The following is a 24410-nucleotide window of genomic DNA, read 5'->3' on the forward strand; positions in this document are numbered from 1 at the left end:
CGATGCTATTCGAGCGCATTTTCCACCTGCTTTTTCGGCGCGTCGTGAACGACGCGGAGCTTCGGCGAGGAGATGGAGCGGTGGTCGGGATGAGCCACCGCCGAGTCCGCCGTCTCGAGGACGGAAGCCGGCTCCGGCACGTGGGCCTTGGCGGCGTACACCGGGACGTTCAGCAGGAACCCGATCAGCGCGGCGGCCCCGACGGCCGCCGCCGCGAGCGTTGCGACCTCGGGCAACCGGGCGGTGGCCACGCCGACCCCGCACAGGCCCGCCGCGACCGCGATGGCGAACAGGGCCAGGCCGACCTGACGGACGGTGAGCCCCATCGCCTGCAACCGGTGGGACGCGTGGTCGGTGCCGGCCGTGAAGCAGGACAGCCCGGCGCGGGGACGCGCGATCACGACCAGGCAGGTGTCGACGGTCGCCACGAACGTGAACAGGAAGAGCTCCGCCGACCTCGCCGTAGATCCGCCGGGCACCCGCACCATGACGGCGGCCGTCGCCAGGAGGAAGCCGATGAACAGCGAGCCGGCGTCGCCCATGAACATCCGGGCGGGCGCCCAGTTGTGCACGAGGAATCCCAGGCACGCCGCGGACAGCGACATCAGCAGCAGGGCCAGGCCGCTCTGGCCCTCCAGGTAGGCCGCCGCGGCGATGGGGCAGGCGCCGCCGACGGCGACCGCCGCCGCCACACCGTCCATGTTGTCCAGGAGGTTGAAGGAGTTGGTGAGCACGACGATCCACGCCGCCGTGACCACGGGGTCCAGCCAGTGCCCGAAGAGGCCGATGCGTCCCCCTGCCAGGACCACCGCCGTGGCGGCGGCGCCCTCCACGACCAGCCGGAACGCCGGGCGGGTCGGCCGCAGATCGTCGTACAGGCCGACGAGCGCGACGACGACGCCGGCGAGGACGACGACCGCGATCCGCCGATCCCAGTCGGAGATCGCGACCGCGGCCGAGGCCAGCGTGCCGGCGGCGATCGCGACGCCGCCGAGGTACGGGGTCGGTCGCGTGTGCGCCTTTCGCACGGCCGGCCAATCGATGAGGCCGTGCCGCAGGGCGTACCGGCCGAGCGCCACGCTCAGCACGTCGGCCAGCACGAGCGCCGCGAGGGCCGCGCCGGCCGCCCTCAGCCACGGCGGCACGGCCACCGCTCTTCTAGGGCCTGTCTCCTGGTGCGGGGCATGGCACGCCTTCCGGGCTCCGACGACGGTCACGCGACGGGACGTCACCGTCCGTGACCATTCTGGAGATCAGGCTAGAGATCGTTGATCAAAACCAGGGTCGTCCCACCGACATGATCGAAGAAAGTGGCCGCCCGGAAAGCCCCCTTTTCCGGGTGGATCGGCACCGATCGGACAAGCGTTTAAGCAGGTCAGCACCGGCAATGTCGCAATAGGCACATACGGGGAGACACCAGGGGGGAAGGAACGCGCGATGACTCAGCGACCTGAGACGATGCCGGAGAAGGACGCGATCGACCTGCTCATCCACCAGCACCAGGAGATCCGCCGCCTCTTCGACGAGGTCGACAAGAGCAGAGGCCATGCCCGCGAGGAGGCGTTCGAGAAGCTCTGCCGCTTCCTGGCCGTGCACGAGACGGCGGAGGAGGAGGTCGTCCACCCATTGGCCCGCCGGGTCATCCCGGACGGCGACCGGATCGTCGACGCCCGACTGCAAGAGGAGAACGAGGGTAAGCGGGTCCTGCAGGCCCTGGAGAAGATGGGCACCTCGACGGCCGGCTTCGAACCGCTGTTCACCGAATTCCGCAAGTCCGTCATCGACCACGCCGAGCACGAGGAACGCGAGGAGTTCACCCGGCTGCGGGAGATGGGCGGCCCGGAGTTGCGCGGCCTCGCCGCGGCGATCAAGGCCGCGGAGGCGGCGGCGCCCACCCACCCGCATCCGGGTGTGGAGTCCGCCGCCAAGAACATCCTGATCGGCACGTTCGCCTCCGCCGCCGACCGGACGCGCGACGTGGTCCGCAAGGTGATCGGCCGCGACAAGAAGTGACGGCGCCGGCGCGGCCGACGCAAGCCGGCCCGAGGCGCTCCACTTCGGCGGGGTGACGTACGTGGAGAGCGTGACCTCGTGGCGATCTTGTCGGTCCGATGGTGGTGCACCCCGGATTCGGCCGAATGGGGGCGCTGAACGATTGTTTACCGTTTGCACTCTTGACGCTACAGTCCGTTACCGCCACAGTTGAAAGAGACCGCGCATTGCGGTCGATTCGGAATGCGATGGCGCATTTATCGTCAGTCGCACGACGCGGTCGTCTCCGGGCGGCCGGGTGCGACCGGCGACCCCGGATCGGGTGATTCCGGGTGGGCGATCGGGAGCCGATCCCGATCGCCCGTCACGGCAGGGCCCGCGCCAGATCGGCGCCAGCCCTTCCGCCCGCCGCGGACCGCCTGGGCGATCACGGGCCGTCCGCCGTGCCGATGACCTGAAGCTCCGCCACCTGGAGGAAACCCGTGGTGGTGCCGGGCGCCGGGCTCGTCAGGTCGAGCCGGACGCTCGGCGCGGTCACCGGGTCGAAGGTGATCGTGGTCGGCTGGTTCGACCCGTCCGCCCAGTCGATCTTCAGGTGGCGCACCGGGACGTCCCGCCCGTCTTGCCGGTAGGTGACGCCGATCGCGGCGGGCCGGGCGCGCCCGGAGCCGGTGGTGAAGTACGCCTTGATCGTCCCGAACCGGTGGGGCTCCGGCCAGGACACCGAGATCCAGTCGGCGGGGCGTGCCCTGCTGACGGACGGCAGCAGGGCCGTCGCCGCTTTGTCGTAGTAGTTCGACCAGCCGCCGGACGTCGTGACGCCGTCCAGCATCGCGGCGGGCACCGTGTCGGGGGCGCCCGAGTAGCTCGCGTCCGCGCTGGGGCTCAGCTCGGGGGCGGTCAGGTTCCGTGGGGCCGTCGTACTCCCCGGCGCCGCGACGCGCGTGGGTCCCGCGGGCGTGGCGCGCGCCGGCGTACTCGCCGCCGGGACGGTGATCGCCTGAGGCACGGCCGCGACCTGGGCGACCTTCGCGGCGGCACGTGCCTGGATCGTCGCCGACGCCGGACGCAGTCCGGGCGACGTCGCGGTGAGCGTCACCGGGCCGGCGCGGTCGCCCGCCCGGACGATCGCCAGCGCCTTTCCGGCCCACGCCCGCCTGGTCGGGGCCTTGTAGTTCTCCGCGCTCTCCTGACGGCCGTTGTCCAGGCCCGCCAGGCTCCCTCCGGTGACGGCGAAGTGGATCGCGTTCTCGGCGCCCGGGACGACGACGCCCCGTGCGTCCACCACCTCGGCGGTGACGTACGACAGGGACCGGCCGTCGGCCGCGAGGTCCTTCCGGTCCGGAGAGAGACGGACCGTGTACGGCGTCCCGGCGGTCCTCAGCTCGTCGGTGGCCACGACCTTGCCGCCGCTCCGCGCCACGGCGGTCAGCCGTCCGGGCGCGAAGGGAACGTCCCAGGTCAGATGGAGTTTGCCCGCGCTGCCGGTGGGGCTGGTGTAGCTGCCCGGGTACGGCCCGGAGGTGACGTTCTTGTCGTCGTGGGTGGCCTCGGTCGTCTCGAGGTACGCCCTCCCGTCCGCCGTCGTCTTGTGGTCGAACCTCCGCGTGCCCAGCGACCTGCCGTTCAGGAACAGCTCGACCGTGTCGGCGTTGGAGTAGGCCCACACCTGCACCCGCTCGCCCGGCTTGTGGTCGGTCCAGTTCATCGGCAGGAGGTGGACCATTGGGGTGTCGGTCCACTGGCTCTTGAACAGGTAGTACATGTCCTTCGGGAAGCCCGCCGTGTCGACGGCCCCGAAGAAGGAGGACTTGACCGGGAACACGTTGTACGGGGTGGGCTCGCCGATGTAGTCCATGCCGGACCACAGGAACTCACCGGCGAAGAAGCGCCGGTCACGGTCCTTCTTCAGCCCGTACTCGCCGCTCATCGTCCAGGACGCGAGGTTGTTGTCGTACGACGAGGTGCCGCGCCGGCCCGGGGTGTAGTTCTCGCCGGTGTTGAGCTGGTCGGGGTCCTGGTAGACGCCGCGCGTCGAGGTCTCCGACGACGACTCGGACTCGAAGAAGAACTTCCCGGGGTACCGCGCGTGCAGCGCGTCCACCGACCCCGCCGTGTTGTAGTTCAGCCCGAGCCCGTCCAGCAGCCCGAGGATCTGGTCCTGCGCCGACCCGGGGGCCGGCACGCTGCGGTACTTGTCGGAGCCCATGACGATCGGGCGGCTGGTGTCGATCGACCGGACGTCCGCGATCAGCCGCTTGGCGATGGGCACGCCGGCCGGCGACGTCGAGTCGGGGATCTCGTTGCCGATCGACCACAGGACGACGGACGGGGAGTTCTTGGCGGCGTTCACCATCTCCGTGATGTCCGCGTCGCTGTCGGCGTCGAAGAAACGCCCGTAGTCGTACTTGACCTTGGGCGTGCGCCAGGTGTCGAACGCCTCGACCATCATGACGATCCCGAGTTCCTCGCAGACCTGCACCATCTCCGGCGACGGCGGGTTGTGCGAGGTGCGGAACGCGTTGACGCCCATGCTCTTCATAAGCTTCATCTGGCGGTACAGCGTGTCCTTCGTGACGGCGGCGCCGAGCGCCCCGCCGTCGTGGTGCAGGTCGACGCCCTTCAGCTTGGTGTACCGGCCGTTGAGCGAGAAGCCCTTGTCCGGGTCGAAGCGGAACCACCGGATCCCGAAGCGGGTCGTCGTCGTGTCGACCGTGCGACCGGCGACGACCAGGTCGGTGCGCAGGGAGTACAGGTAGGGACGGTCGGTCGACCAGAGCTCGGGGTGCGCGACCCGGAGGTCCGCGGTGGCGGTCTCCGGCCGGTCTCCCACGGTGAGGTTCGAGGTCGCCCGCGCCACCGTACGGCCCCGGGCGTCCTGGACATGGGACACGACCGCGACCTGGGCGGTTCCCGCGCCCTCGTCGGCGACGTCCGTCCGGACGTGCACGTTCGCGTAGCCGGACCCGATGGTGTGCTCCAGGTCCGGCGTGGTGACGAAGACGCCGTGCCGCTGGACGTGCACCGGGTCGGTCACGGTGAGGTGGACGTCCCGGTATATCCCGCTGCCGGAGTACCACCGGCTGCTCGGCAGCTGGTTCTGGACCTTCACCGCGACGACGTTCGGGGTCCTGCCGTCCGTGTGCACCGAACCGGTCAGGTCGGCGGCGAACCCGGTGTAGCCGTAGTGGTGGTTCGCGATCTGCCGGCCGTTCAGGTAGACGGTGGAGTCCATGTAGACGCCGTCGAAGTCGATGGAGATCCGCTTGCCGGCCATCGACGGCGGCAGGGTGAACGTCTTGCGGTACCAGCCGAGGCCGCCCTGCAGGAACCCGGTGCCGGCGTCGGTGCCGCCGGTCGGTGTCGGGTCGCGTTCGATGCTCCAGTCATGGGGAAGGTCGACCTGACGCCACGAGGAGTCGTCGTACCCGGGGTCGGCGGCGTGGGCGTACGCGCCCGTCGGGTCGGTGATGCCCTCGGGGTTGGCCAGGGCGAACCTCCAGCCGGCGTCGAAGTCCAGGCTCCTGTCGCCGCCGGTCGCGCTCGCCGCCGCGGGCCCCGAGGGGGTGACGCCGGACGCCGTGGCGAGCGGCACGCCGGCCGTCGCGGCGAAGGTGGCGACGGCGATCAGCAGTCGAAGGGCGGCCCTTGCAGAGAGCTTCCTGGACATCCGGCTCCTCGAGGCTCGATCCCGGGCGGAGACGGCCCCCGGGATCACCTGTCCGAGATATCGAACAGCTTTCGGAATACGGCTGCTTGAGGATCCTCAGTCGGCACGACCACGTCAATGGCGGCGGGATGTCCGGTTTCGGACAGCCCCCTTCGCAGACGAAGGCGGGCGGCGCGCGTAGGGGTGATCTTCGCCCCGGGCGGCGGGGTGCCGGTAGGGTCGGAGTGAGGTGTGTCGTCGCGACGGATGGGGGGAGGGCGGCCGTGTCCGGTGAGCGGATGCGCCGGTGGGTTCCGGCGATCTTCGTCTCACTGCTGCTGTTGCTCGGTTCCGGCCACGTCTTCGACGCCACCTCCGCTTCCTCTTCGGGCGCCGCTCCCCTGACCTCCACGGTGGTGGCCGCGCCCGCCACGGGTGCCGCCGGCGCCGCCGAGCACGGTCGGCACCAGCCTCGGCTCGGCGAGCACCGGCAGGCCGGCAAGGCGCCGCTCAGGGCGGCCGACCCGAAGGGCACGTCGATCTCGGCGGGGCGTCCCGTCTGGTGGCGAGGGCCGCACCGGGCCTCTTCCCGTACGCCGGCGGGTGACCGGCCGGCGCGGGGCGGCCGGGCTCCCCCGGTCACCGCTCCCTCCACGTCGGCGTAACCGGGCGGCCGCGAGAGCCGGTCGCCGGTCGTCGGCGCGTATCCGGGTGTCCGCTCCCCGGAACACGGGCGCTCTCGCCGCGTGACGGCGCGCCCGTCTCCCGACCATGCCCCGTCCGCGGACTTCGGCGCGCCATGCCGCCGGTCCGCGGGCCGCCGGTGCCTCACACCGGCGTCCTACGTGGAGAAACGACAGTGACCTACCTTCTCGTCGCCATCGCCGTCCTCGTCGCCGGCGGTGCGCTGCTGTTCGGTGTGATGTTCCGCCGTGACAACGCGCGTCTCGGCCTGCCGGCGCTGGCGGTACTGATCACCGCGAACGTTCTGGCGATGGTCCACGCGGCCTACAACCAGTGAGATCCCGTGACGCACGACGAGCCTGAGAGGATTCTCGTGGAGATCGAACGCACCTCCCTGCCGGGGATCGGCCTGCAACACGTGTTCACGACGACCCGCGGCCGGCGCGTCGGGGTCGTGTCCCACCACAGCGGCCGCCGCGACGTGGTCGTCTTCGACCGGGACGACCCCGACTGCGCCGCCACGACGATCGCGCTGACCGCGGAGGAGGCCGGCGCGGTCGCCGAGCTCCTCGGCACCGCGCGCGTCGTCGAACGCCTGACCGAGCTGCACCGCCACGTCGAGGGCCTGGTCAGTGAGCAGGTGCCGATCACCGCCGGTTCGCCCTATGACGGGCGGCCGCTCGGCGACACTCGGGCCCGTACCCGGACCGGCGCGTCGATCGTGGCGGTCGTCCGCGGCGGCGACGTGCTCGCCAGCCCGCGCCCGGACTTCGTCTTCCGGGCGGGTGACATCGTCCTGGTGGTCGGCACCGCCGACGGCACCGCGGCCGTCGCCGCGCTGCTGGGCACGGGGTAGCCGCCCATGCACTCGACCACCCAACTGATCGAGCTGGGCGCCATCATCCTGGGCCTCGGGCTGCTCGGCGCGGTCGCGGTCCGGTTCTCCATCTCACCGATCCCGTTGTACCTGCTGGCCGGGCTCGCGTTCGGATCCGGTGGCGTGCTCCCGCTGACCACCAGCGAGGAGTTCGTCTCGGTCGGCGCCGAGGTCGGCGTGATCCTCCTGCTGTTCACCCTCGGCCTGGAGTACACGGCCGACGAACTGGTGACGACGCTACGGACCTCCGCCCCTGTGGGGCTGTCCGACCTGGTGCTCAACGCCACACCCGGCGTCGCAGCCGCGCTCCTGCTGGGCTGGGGTCCGGTGGCGGCGGTGGCGCTGGGCGGCATCACGTACGTCACGTCCTCCGGGATCACCGCGAAGGTGATGGGCGACCTGGGCCGGCTCGGGAACCGCGAGACTCCCAGCGTGCTGTCGGTGCTGGTCTTCGAGGATTTGGCGATGGCCGCGTACCTGCCGATCCTCACCGCGCTGCTCGCGGGGGCGGGGCTGCTCGGCGGCGGGCTCGCGCTGCTGGCAGCCGGGGTGACGATCAGCGCGATCCTGTTCGTCGCGCTGCGGCACGGCGAGATCGTGCAGCGTTTCGTCGCGAGCCCCAGCCGTGAGGTGCTCCTGCTGAAGGTGCTCGGGCTGACCGTCCTGGTCGCCGGGCTCGCCCAGCAACTGCAGGTGTCGGCCGCCGTGGGGGCGTTCCTCGTCGGCATCGCGCTGTCCGGACCGCTCGCCCATGACGCCCGGCAGCTGCTCAGTCCGCTCCGGGACCTGTTCGCGGCGGTGTTCTTCGTGTTCTTCGGCCTGCACACCGATCCGGCGGACCTGCCGCCGGTCGCCGGAATCGCCGCGGCGCTGGCAATCGCCGGTGTGGCCACGAAGCTCGCGACCGGGTGGCTGGCGGCCCGGCGGGCGGGAGTGGGTCCGGCCGGCCGCCTGCGCGCCGGAACGGCGCTGGTCCCTCGCGGAGAGTTCAGCATCGTCGTCGCGGGCCTGGCGGTCGGCGCGGGGACGAATCCGCGCCTCGGGCCGCTCGCCGCGGCGTACGTGTTGATCCTCGCGATCGCCGGGCCGCTGCTGGCCCGGAGCGCGGACTCCCTCTCCCGTGTCGTCCTGGCCCGTGTCGGCGAGCGGCGGGTCTGACCCCTGATGTCGGCGGGCAGCGCCCCCCAGGCGCTCGCCCGCCGACTGCGGCGACGCGGCACCCGGTCACGCGCTCACAGACCGGGCCATCCGGTCACGCCGGTCACGCCCGTCACGCCCGTCACGCCCGTCACGCCCGTCACGCGGCGATCGTGGCGTGCATCTCCCAGACGAGGATCTCCGCCGGTTCGGCGGCGGTCACCCGCTGCCCGCCCGTCGCGGTGAACCGCACCGCGTCGCCCTCGTTCAGCGCGCCCGCGCCTTCGAGGGTGACGTTGCCGCGCGGCACGAACAGGTGCAGGAACGGGGCGTCCGGCAGCTCCACGCTGTCCCCGGCTCCCAGCCGCGCGACATGCAGGGCCGCGTACTTGTTCTTGATGCGGATGGCCGTCTCGCCCTCGTGGCGCTCCATCCCGGAGGCCACGGTCACGAGGCCGCCCCGCAGCAGCTCGTCGTCGATCTCCAGCTGCTCGTAGCCGGGGCGGATCCCGGCCTCGTCGGGCACCACCCACATCTGGACGAAGTGCACGGGCTCGGTCGGCTCGTCGCCGCCCACCGGTCCGCGGTGGTCGTTCTTCTCCGAGTGCAGGATCCCGGTGCCGGCGCTCATGCGCTGCGCCAGGCCCGGGTAGATCACGCCGTTGTGCCCCTCGGAGTCCTGGTGGACCAGCGAGCCGCGGAGCACCCAGGTGACGATCTCCATGTCCCGGTGCGGATGCGTCTCGAAGCCGGTGCCGGGCTTGACCACGTCGTCGTTGTTGACGAGCAGGAGCCCGTGGTGGGTGTTGTCCGGGTCCTGGTGGTGCCCGAAGGAGAACGAGTGCTTTGAATCGAGCCACGAGATCTTCGTGGCCATGCGCTCGCCGGCCCGGCGGATGTCGACCGTGGGTCGCAGGTTCATGACGCCCTTCCCTAGTTGGTTGAAGCTTCAACCAACCCTCTTCAACGATTGTTCCCGCCGGTCATCGCCAGGCCGCCTCGATTATGACACCGGCACTGGGACAGACTGGCGGCGTAGGAGTCGTCGACGGCCCGCGGGGTCAAGGAGTATCCGATGGTGCATGAGCGTGCGGGGCAGCCCGCGCAGCCCGAAGACCTGGTGGACGTCGCGCGCCTGGTGACGGCGTACTACGCCCTCCGGCCCGACCCCTCCCGGGTGGAGCAACGCGTGGCCTTCGGCACGTCAGGGCATCGCGGATCCGCATTGAACACCGCCTTCAACGAGGCGCACATCCTCGCCACCAGCCAGGCGATCTGCGAATACCGGACGCGTCAAGGGGTCGACGGGCCGCTGTTCCTGGGGATCGACACGCACGCCCTGTCGGAGCCCGCGCGCGTGTCGGCGCTGGAGGTGTTCGCCGCCAACGACGTACACGTGCTGATCGACAGCCGGGACGGCTACACGCCGACGCCCGCCGTCTCGCACGCCATCCTGACCTACAACCGGGGCCGGACGACCGGTCTCGCGGACGGCGTCGTCGTGACGCCCTCGCACAACCCTCCGGCGGACGGCGGTTTCAAGTACAACCCGCCCAGCGGCGGCCCGGCCGACACCGACGCGACCTCCTGGATCCAGGACCGGGCGAACGCCCTCATCGCCGCCGACCTCAAGGAGGTCCGGCGCATCCCGTACGCGCGAGCGCTCGCGGCGGACACCACCGGCCGGTACGACTTCCTCGGCGCGTACGTGGACGACCTGCCCTCCGTCCTCGACCTCGACGCGATCCGGGCGGCCGGCGTCCGGATCGGCGCGGACCCGCTCGGCGGCGCGAGTGTGGCGTACTGGGGTGAGATCGCCGAACGTCATCGGCTCGACCTGACCGTCGTCAACCCGCACACCGACCCGACCTGGCGGTTCATGACGCTGGACTGGGACGGCAAGATCCGGATGGACTGCTCGTCGCCGTACGCGATGGCCTCGCTCATCGCCCGCAAGGACGAGTTCGCGGTCTCGACGGGCAACGACGCGGACGCCGACCGGCACGGCATCGTCACGCCGGACCGCGGGCTGATGAACCCCAACCACTTCCTCGCGGTGGCGATCTCCTACCTGTACGCCAACCGGCCGGAGTGGCCGGGCGACGCGGGGGTCGGCAAGACCCTCGTCAGCAGCAGCATGATCGACAGGGTGGCGGCCGGGCTGGGCCGTCGCCTGGTCGAGGTCCCGGTCGGGTTCAAGTGGTTCGTCCCCGGCCTGCTGGACGGCTCGCTCGGCTTCGGCGGCGAGGAGAGCGCGGGCGCCTCGTTCCTGCGGCGCGACGGCTCGGTGTGGACGACCGACAAGGACGGCATCATCCTGGCCCTGCTCGCGTCGGAGATCACCGCCGTCACCGGCCGCTCCCCCAGCGAGAACTACGCCGAACTCGTCGCGCGGTACGGCGACCCCGCCTACGCGCGCGTCGACGCGCCCGCGTCCCGGGAGGAGAAGGCGGTCCTCAAGAAGCTGTCCGCCGAGCAGATCACCGCCGACGCCCTCGCCGGCGAGCCGATCACCACGGTGCTCACCGACGCCCCCGGCAACGGCGCCCCGCTCGGCGGCGTGAAGGTCTGCACCGAGAACGCCTGGTTCGCCGCCCGCCCGTCCGGCACCGAGGACGTCTACAAGATCTACGCCGAGTCCTTCAAGGGACCGGACCACCTGGCCCGCGTCCAGGAGGAGGCCCGCGCCGTCGTCGACTCCGCCCTCTCCTGACTTCGGCACGAGGATAACCCGGCGAGGAGTGACGGAATCGAATAGATTGTCGAAATGATCTCCGTTCCCGGCCTCCAGTACGTCCCCGACTGGCTGGACGCGGCAGAGCAGAGCCGCCTGGCCGCCCGGATCGACGCGGCCGCGTGGTCCGGCGAGCTGCGGCGCCGCGTCCAGCACTACGGCCATCGCTACGACTACGGCCGCCGGGGCGTGTCCTCCGACGGCCGGTCGGAGCCCACTCCGCCGATCCCGGAGTGGGCCCTGCCCCTGGTGGCGCGTCTCCACGGGGAGGGTCACATGGAGACGTCGGCCGATCAGATGATCGTCAATGAGTACCTGCCGGGGCAGGGCATCAGCGCTCACGTCGACTGTGTGCCGTGTTTCGGCCCGGTCGTCGTCTCGGTGAGCCTGCTGTCGGCCGTCACGATGGAGTTCACCGACCCCGATCGGGCGACGCGGATCCCCGTACGGCTGGAGTCGGGCAGCCTGTGCGTGATGACCGGGCCGGCCCGGTACGCGTGGCGGCATGCGATCGCGGCGCGCAAGAGCGACCCGGGACCGCACGGCCGGCTCCCCCGCTCCCGGCGAGTCTCGCTCACGCTCCGGACCGTGCTGCCCTCAGGCGGATCCTGACTGCCCGAAAAACCGCGTTGGCCCGGTTAGGCGACGTCGGCCATGATTGCTCCGATGAAGATCCGGCTTGCGGGTGGCGTGGTGGCCTCGGACCTGTGCGTCTGGGTTCCGCGGTCGTCGGGCCCGGCCAGGGTGGTGGACGAGTCCGCGATGCCGCCCGGCGCGGCCGTCGCGCTGGGACCGGCCGCGGCCACCGGTGAAGAGGTCCGGTGCGCGGTCGCCGAGCTGACCCGCCTGGTGAAGGCCGGCGGTGTCGTCGCGGCGGGCGCGGGGGTCGACCTCGGGTCGGGGTTCCGTTCGGCGCGCCTGGCCGGTGCGCGCGGAGATCAGCGGGACGCGGTCCTGGCCGCGCTGCGGGTGCTGGGCGTGGAGGACGCCCACAGGCTGGGTGACCGGGCGGGGTTCCTGGTGGCGCTGTTCGGGCCCGCGGTGACCAAACGGGTCGGGGCCGCGGCGGTGGGGGCGATCCGTGAGGGCCGATGGGCCGCCGTGCACCTCGCGTCGGCCGCCAGCGACGTCCTCGGCCCGGAGCAGGTGGAACAGGTCCTCGAGCTGCGGGCACCGGAAGGTGTCGATCTCACCCCGGCGGGCCCGCCCTCCGCGCTCGCGCAGCACCTCCGGCAGGTCCTCGAGCCGGTGGCCCGGCCGCGCAGGCCGGCGCTGATCCTGGACCTGTGGGCGCGCGTGCTCGAGCATCACGCCGGGCTGGCGCGCCGGGAACGGCGGCTGGCCACCCAGAGCCGCCGCGACCGCGTCGACGACCTTCGCGCACGCCGCCGGCATGACGACGACGAGCTGATCCTGCGGCGGCTCACGGCCTGGCTGGGTGTTCGGGAACCGTCCCTGGCCGACGCGGCGCGGTGGGTGCCGCCCGACGACTACTGGTACGGCCTGTTCGGCCGGCTTCTCCAGGACGCGATCGCGGCGACGGCCCTGCTCCGTACGGCGGTGGCCGTCGCCGACCACGGCTTCGACGAGGGCCTGGCGCGCTCGGCGCCGGTCATCCGCGCGGCCCACGCCCAGCCCTACCGGGTCGAGGGCCGCACGCGTCCGGTGCCGGGACTGGCCGGCCTGCCGGCCCGGCCCGGCGCGTACGTCCGCGACATCGACCGTAGGCTGACCGGCGACCGGCCCCGCGACGCGACGTTCGAGGCGTACGTCAGGGCTCGGCTGGCGCGTGCCCGCGACTACGCCCTAGTGATCATCGAGACGGCCGAACGCCTCTTCGCCGAGTCCACGGCCTTCCGCCGCGAGATACTGCGTCCCTGGGCCGGGGCGGACCTACGGAGCTGGCGTGAGGGCGCCGGCTACGGCTCCGCCCGGCCGCCGGACGAATGGGGTGGCATCCCACCCTGGACGGGTCCCCTGCTGGGCGACGAGGAGCAGCTGTTCCGGAGGCTCGCCGCCGCACCGGGAGCATCCCCCGCCGACGTGGAGGTGGTCGGCGACCTGCTGTGGTACGCCGAGCTGATCGACGCTCTGGCCGCGCTGTACGGGCACGACGCGGCGCGGGCCACGCCCGGCACCGGCGCTCCGTGGTTCGACCATGACCCGCCTCCGCCGGAGCCCGAGCCGTTGTCACCGCGGCTGGACTCCATCCGGCTGGCCGTCTCCAGTGCCGCGCAGCTCGTCGCCCTCGGCGGCACGCCGCCCAAAGGCGTCCGGACCTGGGTCGACTTCACCGCGGGCCTGATGGCCGCCACCGCGATCACGGAGGCTCTCACCGGCGAGTTCACCGTCCCGGCGGCGCTGACGGCCCTGGACGGGACGGTCGTGCCGGGCACCGGAGCCCGGTTCCGGGTGGCGAGGAACGCCCGGACCCTGGCCGAGTGGTCGGACTACATGGGGAACTGCATCGCCGGGCCGTACTACCGCGACAACGCGCAGGCCGGCCGGTGCGTCCTCGCGGGCCTGTACGACAAGGACGGGATCCTGCTGCTCAACGCCGAGCTGAGCCCGCGCCGGCCCGCCGTACGAGGGTGGCAGGTCACGGAGATCGCGGCGAGGTTCAATGCGACGCCGGAGTGGACCCTGGAACGGCGATTCCGCGACTGGGTCGCCACGCTCCCCGGTGTGACCGCGGCGGCCGAGGAGCCGCAGGAGGAGGGTCCGCCCGAGCCGGCCGGCCGGGGACGCCGCCGGCCCCGCCTGGTCGAGGAGGTCGGACCGGTCCTCGAGACGCTCGCCGAACGGGCCTGGCAGGACGGAGTCGACGCGGAGGTGATCGGGGTGTTCGCCGCCCTCGCCCGGACCCCGCCGGACGCCGCCCTCGTCCGGCTGCGGCGGATGGGCCCGGATCAGCTGGCCGACGCCTGCCGGCGCGCGCTGGACGACGGCGCCGTCGACCTCGATCGCCTGTGGGCGGCCACCGGGGTTCGCCCGCTCAGAACCGCGGTCGAGTCCCCGGATCCGGCCTTGCGGCAGCACGTCGAACGGCTCGCGCCGCTGCTCGGTGACCCGCCCTTCCCCAAGGCGCTACACAGGCTGGTCAAGCGGCCGGCGATCGCCGACGCCCACGCGCTCGACCTGATGGCCCGCCGTACGCGCCGGGCGGTAGCGCTCCTGGCGAGCCGGAACGACGCGGTGATCGCCCGCGCCGTCTCCCGCCGGGCGACCGAGCCACTGCTCTGCGCCCTCACGGTCACGATCACCTGCCGCGCACCGGCGATCGCGCTCACCCCCGTCACGCCGCCGCGTACCGTCACCGTGCCCGGTCACCCCGCCACCGACCTGTCCGACGAGAACGGCCCGTGGCAGCATGCCCTGCCCGTCGCCCGCGAACTGGGCGCCGACACCGAGGTGTTCTGGGACCGGATCGCCGAACACGGCCTGCGCGTGCCCACCTCCTGGCTCGGCCCGGGCGGCTGGACGGCTCTTTGGTCGCGCGCGCGCCGACCTGCCCCTCGGCGCAGAATGGGGGAATGAGCGAGTCATCGCCCGCCCACGGGGACAGGACGGTGCCAGCGCTTCCGCGACTACCGGATCGTGCCCGCGATCATCCGGCCGGACGCGGGCGACGGCTGAGGCTCCCCATGATGCCGCGCCTTCGGTTGCGGACTACTTCACGGTGATGCCGAGGGACTCGGCGAGAGCGGGCGCGAGGTCGATGAGCTGTGCGGTGCTGATCGTGGCGCCACGCAGGCACTCCGCGCCGCCGGACAGGCCGAGCTCGGCGCCGCGCAGGTCGACCTTCTCCAGCGTGACGCGCGAGAAGTCCACGCCGGTGAGCCGCGAGCCGGGGAAGGTGACGCGGCGGAGCGTGGCGCCGCCGAAGTCGACGTCGCGCAGGAGACAGTCGTCGAACCGCACGTCGGTCAGCCGGGCGTCGCGGAAGTTCAACGAGTCGAGCTTGCAGCCCTGGAACACTACGCGCGACAGCTCGGCGCCGAACAGCGCGGGCCCGGCGAGCACGCCGCCGAGGAAGCTCACGTCCTGCCAACTGCTCTCGGCGAAGTCGGCGCCGACGATCCGGGTCTCCTGGAACCACGTATCGATGAGCCTCGCCCGCCGGAACCGGCCGCCTTCGAAGGTCGTCCGGGTGACCGCGCACTCGATGAAGCGGGCGCCAGAAACGTCGGCCTCCGGCACCGTCAGCCCGTCGACGTGGACGGTGTCGTACTCGTCCTCGTGCCAGGACCCGTCGTAAGCGGACAGGGCCTCGGCGTACGGCAGGTCGGCGAGCTCCTGAGGCGGCGTCATCCGCACCACACTAGGGCCTGCCGTCGTCGATGACGTCCAGGAGGGCGGGGTCGAGGCCGCGCAGCGCGGCGAGGATGAAGCGGGTGGCGAGCTCGCCGGCGGTGAGCGGGTCGGCGCTGACGCCCGGCCGCCGATCGTGGCGGTCGAGGTAGCGGCGGATCTGGTCGGCGACGCGCAGCGTGATGGTCTCGACCAGGCCGGCGCGGACGAGGGCGGCGTCGCCGGAGAGATACGAGCCGGGCGGTTCAGGATCGCTCGGGCGGCGGAATCCGAGCCGGGAGGCTCAGGTCAGGCGGGAGCGCTGCGGCACGTCGGGGCCGAGGATGTCCTCTCGGGTGGCGTACTGCGGGACCGGCGCGTCGTCGCGGCCGGTGTCGCGGACGAGCCCGAAGCGTACGATGCCGTGCGCCGGGTCGGGCGCGCGGCCGATGTCGGCTGCCACGTCCGCCCTGCTCACGGGCGTGATCCCCAGGTTGTAGTCCGCCCCGCGCTCATGCTGGCGAAGGGTGACCTCGCCGTCGATGTAGTAGAACTCGTTCTGCCACATCTGCTGGGCGCCCTGCGGCAGGGTGATGTAGCCCTTGTCCGGGCGGCCCATCCAGGTATGGGGCCGGTCCGTGGCGCCGGGCACGGCGTCGTCCATTCGGCGGCCGCCTCCCGACGCGACATGGAAGATCTTGCCCTTGAGGCCGGTCCAAGTGGGCATGACGAGCACGCCCGGCCGGTTGAAGTAGGCGATCTCCCAGCGGACCTGGAAGTATCCGCGCCCCCGGATCGTCAGATGATCGTCGCGGTAGAACATGAGGTACCGGCCGCCCAGCGAGCCGCGGAAGGGCTGCTCCCACTTGCCGGAGAAGACCAGCGGCCGCCCTTCGGCACGGACTGGCAGCCGGCCCGGGGACGCGTTCTTCGCCGGGGCACGGTCCACGGCGTCGACGTTGCTGCCGTACACCGGCCGGGGCTTCGCGCGCCGCGTGGGCCGTGCGCTCCGCGTGTGCGCGGGCGTGCTGCGCACGGCGGACGGAATCGGCTGCGGTCCGGCCGTGAGCGGGCGTTCAGCGGTTGGCGGGCGCTCGGCGGTGGTCGGGGCGTTCCCGGTGTAGGCGGCCGCGGTGATGGCGGTCCCCCCGGCGACCACCGCCGCCCCCGCCGCCACAGCGACCTGCTTGGCCGTGAGGTGATCCACCGCACGGCCGAGCCGCCCGGCCCGGGCCACGGCACCGTGAACGCCGGTGCCGCCCTGTCCCCCCGCCGACATCGAGCCCGACGCCGACCCGCCTGCCGAGTGTCCCCCGGACCCAGCCTGCCCGCCCGCAGGCGGGACCTGGCCTCCGGCCGTCGCGGGATGCCCCGCACCCGACCCGGCGTGCCCTCCAGTAGACCCGGCCTGGCTCCCGCCCGGCGCGGCGTGGCCGCCGGGGAACGCCGCTCCGTACAGGGCGAAGCCGGCCGGCAGGGGCACGAGGGCCAGGCCGGTCAGCAGCCGCTCCGCCGGGACCAGGCCCGACCAGCCCGCTCCGCAGGCGGTGCAGTCGCGGGAGTGCCGGGCCAGCCGCTTGCGCCAGACCGGATCCGGCACGCCGTCCCAGCTCGCGGTGAGCTCGGCGAGGCCTGGGCAGCGCGGCACCGCGTGCAGCGCGCGCACGACGGCGCGGGCCGTCTCCAGCTGTGCCTTCATCCGCTGTACGCGGACGGCCGCGTGCGCGGGCGGCAGGTCGAGCGCCGCGGCGAGCTCAGCCCTCGTGAGCTCGCCGGCGGCTTCGAGCCACCACAGCGACAGGAGTTCCCGGTCGTCCGGGCCGAGCCAGCGGGTGGCCTCGGCGACCTCCCGGCGCTGCCCCGACAGGCCGAGCCGCAGGATGGTCAGGTCCGCGAAGTCGGCGCCCGGGTCGGCGACGTCGTCCATTCCGTCCAGGCCGCCGGTGGGCGCGGTCCGGCCCTGGCGCCAGTGGTCGCGGACCTGACGCATCGCGATCGCGACGAGCCAGGAGCGGAAGCTGTCCGGATCCCGGAGCCCTTCCAGGCCGTGGACGACGCGCAACATCGTCTCCTGGACGACGTCGTCCACGTCCGCGTGCCCGTCCAGCGCGCGCCCGACGATGTTGTAGACCAGCGGCAGGTAACCGGCGATCAGCCGGTCCAGTGCGGCCTGGTCCCCGTGCCGCGCCGCCACGACCGTCTCGGGGCCCGGCCGTACGTCCCCATCCATCTCGCTCCTCATCTCGCCTCGTCCATGAAGGCACGCTCTGTACGGGAGACGTGGATCAGACTCCGCGATAACGGAAAAGACGAGTGCGGGGTGAGACCGTCACCGGGGGCCGTACCGGGCCCGAGCCGCCATGACCATGGAACGGGACCGTCACCGGGCGGACTTCGCCTGGTCGTAGCGGGCCTGGGCGGCCATGACCTCGGGCATGTTGGCCTCGAGCCACTCGATGACGTTCAGGAGGCGCTCGGCGGCCTCGCGGCCGAGCGGGGTGAGGCTGTACTCGACTCTGGGCGGGATGGTGGGCTCGGCCTTGCGGAGGACGAAGCCGTCGCGTTCGAGCGCCTGGAGGGTCTGCGCGAGCATCTTCTCGCTCACTCCGTCCACGCGGCGGCGCAGCGCGTTGAAGCGGTACGTCCCCTCGCTGAGGGCGCCCAGCGCGAGGACCCCCCACCGTCCGGTGATGTGCCCCAGCGCCTCCCGGGAGGTGCACCGGCCCGCGAACACGTCGAAGAGGACGCCGGCGAAGCCGTCGTCGGATCCCGGCCCGCCGGTGTCACCGTCGGTCGGCGGGGTATCGGTCGCGTGGCTGCCCATGGCGCACAGCATACTTCTCGACTGCACTGAGCTAATCGACAGTGCTGTTCCATCGGATTGCACTTTCGAAAAGTTAGCACTAGCGTATCGCGCGTACTTTGAACTGGGCGGCAACGTCCACCCGATCGGTGAAGCGAGTGAGATTCGTATGATCATCGTTACCGGTGCCACCGGACAGCTCGGCCAGTTGGTGATCGACGGCCTGCTGGAGAAGGTGCCCGCGGACCAGGTGGTGGCCGCCGTGCGCAGCCCGGAGAAGGCCGCCGACTTCGCGGCGCGCGGCGTGCACGTCCGGGAGGCCGACTACGACCGTCCCGAGACTCTGCGCCCGGCCTTCGAGGGAGGCACCCGGCTCCTGCTGATCTCCGGCAGCGAGGTCGGTCGCCGCGTTCCGCAGCACGCCGCCGCCGTGCAGGCCGCCCAGGGCGCGGGCATCGGGCACATCGTCTACACGAGCGCGCCGCACGCGGACACGACCGTCCTCGGCCTGGCCGCCGAGCACAAGGCGACCGAGGAGATCATCCGCGAGACGGGGCTGACCTACACGCTCCTGCGCAACAACTGGTACAGCGAGATCTACGTCCCGTCGATCGCCCAGGCCGTCGAGACCGGCGCCGTCATCGGCAGCGCCGGCGAGGGGCGGGTCGCCAGCGCCACCCGCGCGGACTACGCGGCCGCCGCGGTGGCCGTGCTCACCGGGACCGGCCACGACAACCGGGTGTACGAGCTGGCCGGCGACGTCTCCTGGACCCTCGACGATCTCGCCGGCGAGATCTCCCGGGTCTCGGGCAAGCAGGTCGCCTACCGGAACCTCTCCTCCGAAGAGCACCGTGCCGCGCTGATCGGGGCGGGCATGCCCGACGCGGTCGCCGACCTGCTCGTCGGCATCGACCGCGGCATCGCGGCGGGCGCCCTGGCCGACACCCCGGGCGACCTGAAGGCGCTCATCGGCCGCCCGACCACGCCGATCTCCGAGACCATCACCGCCACGCTCGGCGCCTGATGTCGCGGATCCCGGAAACGCGGCCTCAAGGGCGCGCGGGGCCGGCCGCCGACACCGCGAATGACACTCGTCCGACGCGGACCGGTCCGGTCCTCGCGAGGGCTCGTTCCGTCTCATGACACTCCTCCGGGGCGCGCGGGCCGGTCCCTCCTGACCGTCACCGGCCCGCGCGGGTCCTCTCACGATGTGGACCGCAGGTGGTCCCGGAGACCGGCGCCGTACGCGGTGGCGGTGCCGTCATAGGAGCTGATCAGCGAGGGACCGCTGCTGCAGTCCCAGGTGTTCCAGGTCCAGCCGAGGTAGCCGACGGCGTGCGCGTCCGCCCAGTTCATCAGGGTGTCGACGAAACCGTGACCGCAGTCGTTCTCGCCGATCTCGCTCAGCGTCAGCGGAACCTGCGCGGCGACGGGCGCCAGCTGGCTGTCGTAGCAGGACGTGCTCGCGCAGGTGTTGAAGTTGTAGACGTGCGCGAACGCCGCGAGGTTGTTCTTCGGATCCGTCGGCCGGTACTGGAGCCACTGCGTCAGGTCGTTGGAGTACGCCAGCCCACCGACGAGGATGACGTTCGTCGCGCCGGCCCCGCGGACGGCGTTCACGAGGCTCTGGAAGCCGGCCACCTGGTAGGGGATCCCCGAGCAGGTCCCGCCGTCCCGCCAGCAGGTCCAGCCGGAGGTCTCGCTGCCGGTGGCGCGCTCCGGGTACGGCTCGTTGAACAGGTCGAACACCACGGCGTCGTCGCCCTTGAAGGCGCCTCCGACACCGCTCCAGAAGGACGGGGCGTACTGCGCGTCCGGCATCGGCTTCTGGCAGGTGGCGTGGACGTCCGAGCACCCTGACGACGGGCCGGTGTAGGTGCCGTAGTTCCAGTGCATCTCGACGATCGGCGTGATGCCGTGCTTCTCGAGCCGCGACACGAACGCCTTCACCTCGTTCTGGTACGCCGTGCCGCCGTACCGGGTGTCGATGTTGCTCAGGCCGAGCCAGCACTCCTCGTTGAGCGGGATGCGAACCGCCGTGATCTTCCAGGCGGCCATGGCGTCGATCGCGGCGTCGTCGACCGGTCCGTCCCAGATGCCGCGCCCCTGGACGCACATGAACTCACCGCCGGAGCGGTTCGCGCCGCGGAGCCGTACGGTGGCGCCGCTCGCGTTGACGAGTTTGTTGCCGGACACGTGCAGGGCGGGCGCCGGGCCGGTCGACCCGCCCCCGCCGCCACCACCGCCGCCTCCGCCGCCGGAGCCCGTGCACGTCGTCCCGTTGATCGCGAAGGACGCGGGGTCGGTGTTCGCGCCGCTGTAGGTGAAGTTCGCGCCGATCTGGGCGGTCGCGCCGCCGGCCAGCGCGCCGTTCCAGCTCGCGTTGGTGACCGTGACGTTCTTACCGCTCTGGGACCAGGTGCCGTTCCAGCCCTGGGAGAGCTTCTGGTCACCGGCGTACGCGTAGGTCAGCGTCCATCCGCTCAGGGCGTCGCCGAGGTTGTGGATCGTGATGGTGACGCTGAAGCCCGCGCCCCAGTCGTTCTTCGCGTAGTCGACACCGCAGCCGACCGCGGCGTACGCGGTGCCCGTGCCGGTGACGAGGCCGATTCCGCAGACGCCGAGCAGCAGGGCGAGCAGAGAGGAGAGCACGCGTCGAGGTCGCATTGACGGCTCCATGAACGGGTTACCGGGAGAATCCGCGTATGGGAGCGCTCCCATACGCCGCCACCCGACCGTAAACCCGGAGCCGGTGCACGGAAAAGACGCTTTCATCGCCGTTCACGCGTCGCGGCCCTCGTCCCGCGCCCGCGCCGCCCGATCGCCGGCTCGTCCGGCGTGGTGCACCCGGCGGGTACGCTGGCAGGACATCGAACGGCACCACCGGACCGCGCCCACGGCGCAGGCGGTGACCACGCGGCCGGAGCGCCCACTCGGGGGCCGGACCGCCCGGAACGACATCCGCGGATTCCAGGCCGCTGTCCGTTTCCGGCCATTGTTAATGAGATTGACGATCACCCCTCACCGGGGACTTAACCGGATGCGATTCAAAAGATCTTCAGGAGGCGCCGTGTCCAGGCTGAGCTCGCAGCCGATCGTCCTGGCGGTATGCGCGATGCTCGCCGCGGCGACGCCGGCCTCGGCGGCCGCCCGTACCGGGACCGCGCCGCCCCCGTCCGTCACCGTGGCGCAGAGCGCGACGTCGGCGGCGCCTTCGTCCGACGGCGAGCTGAACTCCGGCTGGAAGATCCAGTCCTCCGCCGTCGCGGGGGGCTCCGGGGCGACGATCTCCCGACCCGACTACGCGGTCGGCGGCTGGCTGCCGATCAGCCACCCGCAGACGGTGATGGCCGGGCTGCTCGAGAACGGGCGCTACCCGAACATCTTCTACTCCGACAACCTGGCGAAGGTCCCCGCCGACCAGTTCAACGCGAACTGGTGGTACCGCGAGCAGCTGACCGTCCACCCGCGACGCGACGGCCGCACGTTCCTCATCATGAACGGCGTCCTCGGCACGGCGGACCTGTGGGTCAACGGCACCAAGGTCGCCGACCGGTCGCAGCTCCAGGGCGCCTACTCCCGGCTGGAGTACGACATCACCCCGTACGTCCGGGACGGCCAGAACGCCATCGCGCTCGACGTCGCCAAGAACGACAAGAAGACGTACCTGACCGACAGCCAGCTCGACTGGAACCCGGCCGCGCCGGACCAGAACACGGGTCTGCGCTTCGCGCCGCGGCTCGCCCAGGCCGGCCCGGTCTCCCTGCGGAACGTCCACGTCGTCCAGCACAACGCCGCGAACCTCAGCAGCTCCGACCTCACGGTAAAGGCCGACCTGCGCAACGACACCGACGCGGAGCGGAAGACGCGGCTGGATGCGACGATCAGCCACGGCGCGACGCGCGTCGCCGTGTCGGCGGACGTCACGGTGCCCGCCAAGTCGACCCGGACGGTGACGCTGACGCCGGCGGACCACCGGTCGCTGCACCTGGCGCACCCCGCCGTCTGGTGGCCGTACCAGCTCGGCGCGCAGCCGCTGTACCACCTGACGGCGCGCGCGAGCGTCGACGGGCGGGCCTCGGACCGTACCGACGAGGACTTCGGCATCCGTACCGTCACGTCGTCGCTGACGCCGGTGACCGCCGGCACGCACGCGTCGCACGGCTCGCGGCGGTTCGTCGTCAACGGCGTCCCGCTGGTGATCCGCGGTGGCGGCTGGTCGCCGGACATGTTCATGCGGTACGACCCGCGGAACATCCACGACCAGCTCTCCTACGTCAAGAACCTCGGGCTGAACACCCTGCGCTTCGAGGGGAACCTGCCGCCGGACGACATGTTCGCCCAGATGGACCGCGAGGGCATCCTGGCCATGCCCGGCTGGCAGTGCTGCGACCGGTGGGAGGACCCCTCCTCCAAGTGGCCGGACGCGCTCAAGGCCAACGCCGGCAACCAGGCCACGCACGTCGCGCAGTGGCTGCGCGACCACCCGAGCGTCTTCACGTTCTTCCAGGGCAGCGACGAGGCGCCCGACGCGGCCAAGGAGGCGATCTACCTGGCGGCGTTCGCGGCAGCGGACTGGTCGACGCCTCAGGTGTCGGCGGCGGAGTACAAGTCGTCGCCGAAGCTCGGCTCCTCGGGCTCGAAGGAGGGCCCGTACAACTACGTCCCGCCGGGCTACTGGTGGGCGAACGGTCCTGAGACGGCGAACCAGAAGGACCCGACCTACACCAACGCGGGCAGCGCCTGGGCGTACGACACCGAGACCAGCGCCGGCAACACCGTGCCGACCCAGGACTCGCTCAACCGGTTCCTGACGGCGGCGGACCAGCAGAAGGTGTGGGATCCGAGCACGGCGGGCGGGCCGGGCTCCGGCCCGGACATCTACCACGTCTTTCCGAAGTACAACGCCTATACGAAGACCGCCCGGATGGGGCAGTACAACACTCCGTTGTGGAATCGCTACGGACATTGGTCCGACATGGCGTCGTATCAGAAGATCGCCCAGATGGGCGGGTACGAGGTCACGCGGGCGCAGTTCGAGGCATACCTCGGGCATTCGAAGGACGCGGTCAATCCCAGCACCGGCGTCATCTACTGGATGCTCAACAAGGCCTGGCCGTCGCTGCACTGGAACCTGTACAACTACGACTTCGACCAGCCGGGCGTGTATTTCGGCGCCAAGAAGGCCGGCGAACCGGTGCACGTAATGTACGACTACGCGGGCAAGTCGATCAAGGTGGCGAACCTGACCAACACCGCGCAGTCCGGCCTGACCGCGACCGCGCGGTTCATCGACCTCGACGGCACCGTACGGGCGACGGCCCGGCAGGCCGTTCCGAGCCTCGCGAGCCAGGACGTGCGGACCGTACTGGCTCCGAAGGTCCCGGCGGGGATCTCCAAGACGTACTTCCTGGAGCTGACGCTGACCCGACCGGGCGCGACGGTGAGCCGGAACGTCTACTGGCTGTCGACGAAGACGGACGAGATCGACTGGTCCAAGACGCTCGGCGAGGGCAGTGGAGCGGTGTTCGCTCCGGGCGGCTACGCGGACCTGACGGGGCTGCGGAGCCTGCCCGCCGCGAAGATCCAGGCGTCCGCGTCGACCCGGCGGAACGGCGGAGAGGCGACCACCACGGTCACGATCCGCAACGTGGGGAGCAAGCCGGTGCCCACGGTGTTCACGCGTGCCGACGTGCGCCGGGGCAGGTCCGACGGCCACGCGCTGGGCGGTGACGACCAGGTCCTGCCGATCCAGTGGAGCGACAATGACGTCACCCTCTGGCCGGGCCAGAGCGCTACCCTGACCGCGCGGTACCGCGTCGCGGACCTCCGGGGCGCGACGCCCGTCGTCGGGCTCACCGGCTGGAACCTCGCCGACCAGACCGTCCCCGCACGAGGCTGAACACGGTCCGCAACGTATTTCCTACTGCCCGGAAAGCTGGCCGGATCCGGACATAGGCACCGCCCGGCGCGACCTTACGAGTGAATGGACGGCTCTCTCAGCCGCCCATCGGCTCGAATGGCAGCACCGGGCGGTTCGCGGTCCACTTCCGGGAAATGGCCCGATGCCGGAAACGAGGCTGATTCGGGAGCGCGGTGTGACGATCTCATTCCGCTCCGCAAAGCCGACCTTCGCTGTGATGATTTTTCACGTTTTCCGCGCTCGAAAAGGTCACAGAAGCCCTACACTCCTCTCGCAATCCGGTTTCGATCACTAACGATCGTCCTCTGGAGAGGCAGGTCG

Annotated in this window: 17 protein-coding genes; 10 read left to right on the top strand and 7 right to left on the bottom strand. The window is 71.6% G+C overall.

What is annotated here, in order from left to right; genetic code table 11:
- Nucleotides 1–5 precede the first annotated feature (5 nt).
- Entirely contained in the window at nt 6–1145 is a 1140-nt protein-coding gene (locus ACQP2O_RS35960) for an MraY family glycosyltransferase (protein ID WP_433173023.1), read from the bottom strand.
- A 292-nt stretch (nt 1146–1437) separates the two neighbouring features.
- Here ACQP2O_RS35960 and ACQP2O_RS35965 point away from each other — a divergent pair, with 292 nt between their 5' ends.
- The gene (locus ACQP2O_RS35965; protein WP_433173025.1) at nt 1438–2013 is read left to right on the top strand and encodes a hemerythrin domain-containing protein; all 576 of its coding nucleotides are present in this window, start codon (nt 1438–1440) and stop codon (nt 2011–2013) included.
- Nucleotides 2014–2419: 406 nt separating this feature from the next.
- Here the strand turns inward: ACQP2O_RS35965 and ACQP2O_RS35970 are convergent, their stop codons facing one another.
- Nucleotides 2420–5662 (bottom strand): glycoside hydrolase family 2 TIM barrel-domain containing protein, encoded by a 3243-nt coding sequence (locus tag ACQP2O_RS35970; protein ID WP_433173027.1) that lies wholly within the window; start codon nt 5660–5662, stop codon nt 2420–2422.
- 263 nt (nt 5663–5925) lie between these two features.
- Between ACQP2O_RS35970 and ACQP2O_RS35975 the strand changes: the two genes are divergently transcribed.
- The 4 genes from ACQP2O_RS35975 to ACQP2O_RS35990 all read left to right on the top strand — a co-directional run bounded on the left by ACQP2O_RS35975 (nt 5926) and on the right by ACQP2O_RS35990 (nt 8360).
- Nucleotides 5926–6306, top strand: coding sequence for a hypothetical protein (locus tag ACQP2O_RS35975; protein WP_433173029.1), 381 nt, complete (start codon nt 5926–5928; stop codon nt 6304–6306).
- 194 nt (nt 6307–6500) lie between these two features.
- A complete protein-coding gene (locus tag ACQP2O_RS35980) occupies nt 6501–6662 on the top strand; it encodes a hypothetical protein (RefSeq protein WP_433173031.1) in 162 nt (53 codons plus the stop codon).
- Between the two features lie 6 nt (nt 6663–6668).
- Nucleotides 6669–7181, top strand: a complete 513-nt coding sequence (locus tag ACQP2O_RS35985) for a cation:proton antiporter regulatory subunit (protein WP_433173033.1) — start codon at nt 6669–6671, stop codon at nt 7179–7181.
- Between the two features lie 6 nt (nt 7182–7187).
- Nucleotides 7188–8360 carry a cation:proton antiporter gene (locus tag ACQP2O_RS35990; protein WP_433173035.1) on the top strand — a complete coding sequence of 391 codons (1173 nt, stop codon included), beginning with the start codon at nt 7188–7190 and terminating at the stop codon, nt 8358–8360.
- Nucleotides 8361–8499: 139 nt separating this feature from the next.
- On the opposite strand, the gene ACQP2O_RS35995 is transcribed toward ACQP2O_RS35990, so the two are convergent.
- Nucleotides 8500–9261 carry a pirin family protein gene (locus ACQP2O_RS35995; protein WP_433173037.1) on the bottom strand — a complete coding sequence of 254 codons (762 nt, stop codon included), beginning with the start codon at nt 9259–9261 and terminating at the stop codon, nt 8500–8502.
- Nucleotides 9262–9414: 153 nt separating this feature from the next.
- Here ACQP2O_RS35995 and pgm point away from each other — a divergent pair, with 153 nt between their 5' ends.
- Genes pgm through ACQP2O_RS36010 form a run of 3 tightly spaced genes read left to right on the top strand, consistent with a single transcriptional unit; the run spans nt 9415 to nt 14610 of the window.
- Nucleotides 9415–11052, top strand: coding sequence for a phosphoglucomutase (alpha-D-glucose-1,6-bisphosphate-dependent) (gene pgm / locus ACQP2O_RS36000; RefSeq protein ID WP_433173039.1), 1638 nt, complete (start codon nt 9415–9417; stop codon nt 11050–11052).
- Between the two features lie 54 nt (nt 11053–11106).
- The gene (locus tag ACQP2O_RS36005) at nt 11107–11685 is read left to right on the top strand and encodes an alpha-ketoglutarate-dependent dioxygenase AlkB (protein ID WP_433173041.1); all 579 of its coding nucleotides are present in this window, start codon (nt 11107–11109) and stop codon (nt 11683–11685) included.
- 54 nt (nt 11686–11739) lie between these two features.
- The gene (locus ACQP2O_RS36010) at nt 11740–14610 is read left to right on the top strand and encodes a hypothetical protein (protein WP_433173043.1); all 2871 of its coding nucleotides are present in this window, start codon (nt 11740–11742) and stop codon (nt 14608–14610) included.
- Between the two features lie 132 nt (nt 14611–14742).
- Here ACQP2O_RS36010 and ACQP2O_RS36015 read toward each other — a convergent pair whose 3' ends face one another.
- From ACQP2O_RS36015 to ACQP2O_RS36025, 3 genes are all read right to left on the bottom strand, one after another.
- The gene (locus ACQP2O_RS36015; protein ID WP_433173045.1) at nt 14743–15384 is read right to left on the bottom strand and encodes a pentapeptide repeat-containing protein; all 642 of its coding nucleotides are present in this window, start codon (nt 15382–15384) and stop codon (nt 14743–14745) included.
- A 283-nt stretch (nt 15385–15667) separates the two neighbouring features.
- Nucleotides 15668–17593: an RNA polymerase sigma factor gene (locus ACQP2O_RS36020; RefSeq protein ID WP_433173047.1), complete on the bottom strand. Its 1926-nt coding sequence runs from the start codon at nt 17591–17593 to the stop codon at nt 15668–15670.
- 150 nt (nt 17594–17743) lie between these two features.
- Nucleotides 17744–18187: a winged helix-turn-helix transcriptional regulator gene (locus tag ACQP2O_RS36025; RefSeq protein WP_433173049.1), complete on the bottom strand. Its 444-nt coding sequence runs from the start codon at nt 18185–18187 to the stop codon at nt 17744–17746.
- 148 nt (nt 18188–18335) lie between these two features.
- Here ACQP2O_RS36025 and ACQP2O_RS36030 point away from each other — a divergent pair, with 148 nt between their 5' ends.
- Complete coding sequence (locus ACQP2O_RS36030) at nt 18336–19190, top strand: SDR family oxidoreductase (RefSeq protein WP_433173051.1); 855 nt, start codon at nt 18336–18338, stop codon at nt 19188–19190.
- A 179-nt stretch (nt 19191–19369) separates the two neighbouring features.
- Here ACQP2O_RS36030 and ACQP2O_RS36035 read toward each other — a convergent pair whose 3' ends face one another.
- Entirely contained in the window at nt 19370–20833 is a 1464-nt protein-coding gene (locus ACQP2O_RS36035) for a cellulose binding domain-containing protein (protein ID WP_433173053.1), read from the bottom strand.
- Nucleotides 20834–21236: 403 nt separating this feature from the next.
- Here ACQP2O_RS36035 and ACQP2O_RS36040 point away from each other — a divergent pair, with 403 nt between their 5' ends.
- The gene (locus ACQP2O_RS36040) at nt 21237–24068 is read left to right on the top strand and encodes a glycosyl hydrolase 2 galactose-binding domain-containing protein (RefSeq protein WP_433173055.1); all 2832 of its coding nucleotides are present in this window, start codon (nt 21237–21239) and stop codon (nt 24066–24068) included.
- The last annotated feature ends 342 nt before the right edge of the window (nt 24069–24410 follow it).

Source organism: Actinoallomurus sp. CA-150999, from assembly GCF_050942425.1.
In the GTDB taxonomy this organism is placed as follows: Bacteria; Actinomycetota; Actinomycetes; order Streptosporangiales; family Streptosporangiaceae; genus Actinoallomurus.

What these genes read in the sequence shown, in the direction of transcription:
- ACQP2O_RS35965 (WP_433173025.1), top strand. Translation starts at nt 1,438, where the DNA reads ATGACTCAGCGACCTGAGACGATGCCGGAGAAGGACGCGATCGACCTG.
- ACQP2O_RS35970 (WP_433173027.1), bottom strand. Translation starts at nt 5,662, where the DNA reads ATGTCCAGGAAGCTCTCTGCAAGGGCCGCCCTTCGACTGCTGATCGCC.
- ACQP2O_RS35990 (WP_433173035.1), top strand. Translation starts at nt 7,188, where the DNA reads ATGCACTCGACCACCCAACTGATCGAGCTGGGCGCCATCATCCTGGGC.
- ACQP2O_RS35995 (WP_433173037.1), bottom strand. Translation starts at nt 9,261, where the DNA reads ATGAACCTGCGACCCACGGTCGACATCCGCCGGGCCGGCGAGCGCATG.
- pgm (WP_433173039.1), top strand. Translation starts at nt 9,415, where the DNA reads ATGGTGCATGAGCGTGCGGGGCAGCCCGCGCAGCCCGAAGACCTGGTG.
- ACQP2O_RS36005 (WP_433173041.1), top strand. Translation starts at nt 11,107, where the DNA reads ATGATCTCCGTTCCCGGCCTCCAGTACGTCCCCGACTGGCTGGACGCG.
- ACQP2O_RS36010 (WP_433173043.1), top strand. Translation starts at nt 11,740, where the DNA reads ATGAAGATCCGGCTTGCGGGTGGCGTGGTGGCCTCGGACCTGTGCGTC.
- ACQP2O_RS36015 (WP_433173045.1), bottom strand. Translation starts at nt 15,384, where the DNA reads ATGACGCCGCCTCAGGAGCTCGCCGACCTGCCGTACGCCGAGGCCCTG.
- ACQP2O_RS36020 (WP_433173047.1), bottom strand. Translation starts at nt 17,593, where the DNA reads ATGGATGGGGACGTACGGCCGGGCCCCGAGACGGTCGTGGCGGCGCGG.
- ACQP2O_RS36025 (WP_433173049.1), bottom strand. Translation starts at nt 18,187, where the DNA reads ATGGGCAGCCACGCGACCGATACCCCGCCGACCGACGGTGACACCGGC.
- ACQP2O_RS36030 (WP_433173051.1), top strand. Translation starts at nt 18,336, where the DNA reads ATGATCATCGTTACCGGTGCCACCGGACAGCTCGGCCAGTTGGTGATC.
- ACQP2O_RS36035 (WP_433173053.1), bottom strand. Translation starts at nt 20,833, where the DNA reads ATGCGACCTCGACGCGTGCTCTCCTCTCTGCTCGCCCTGCTGCTCGGC.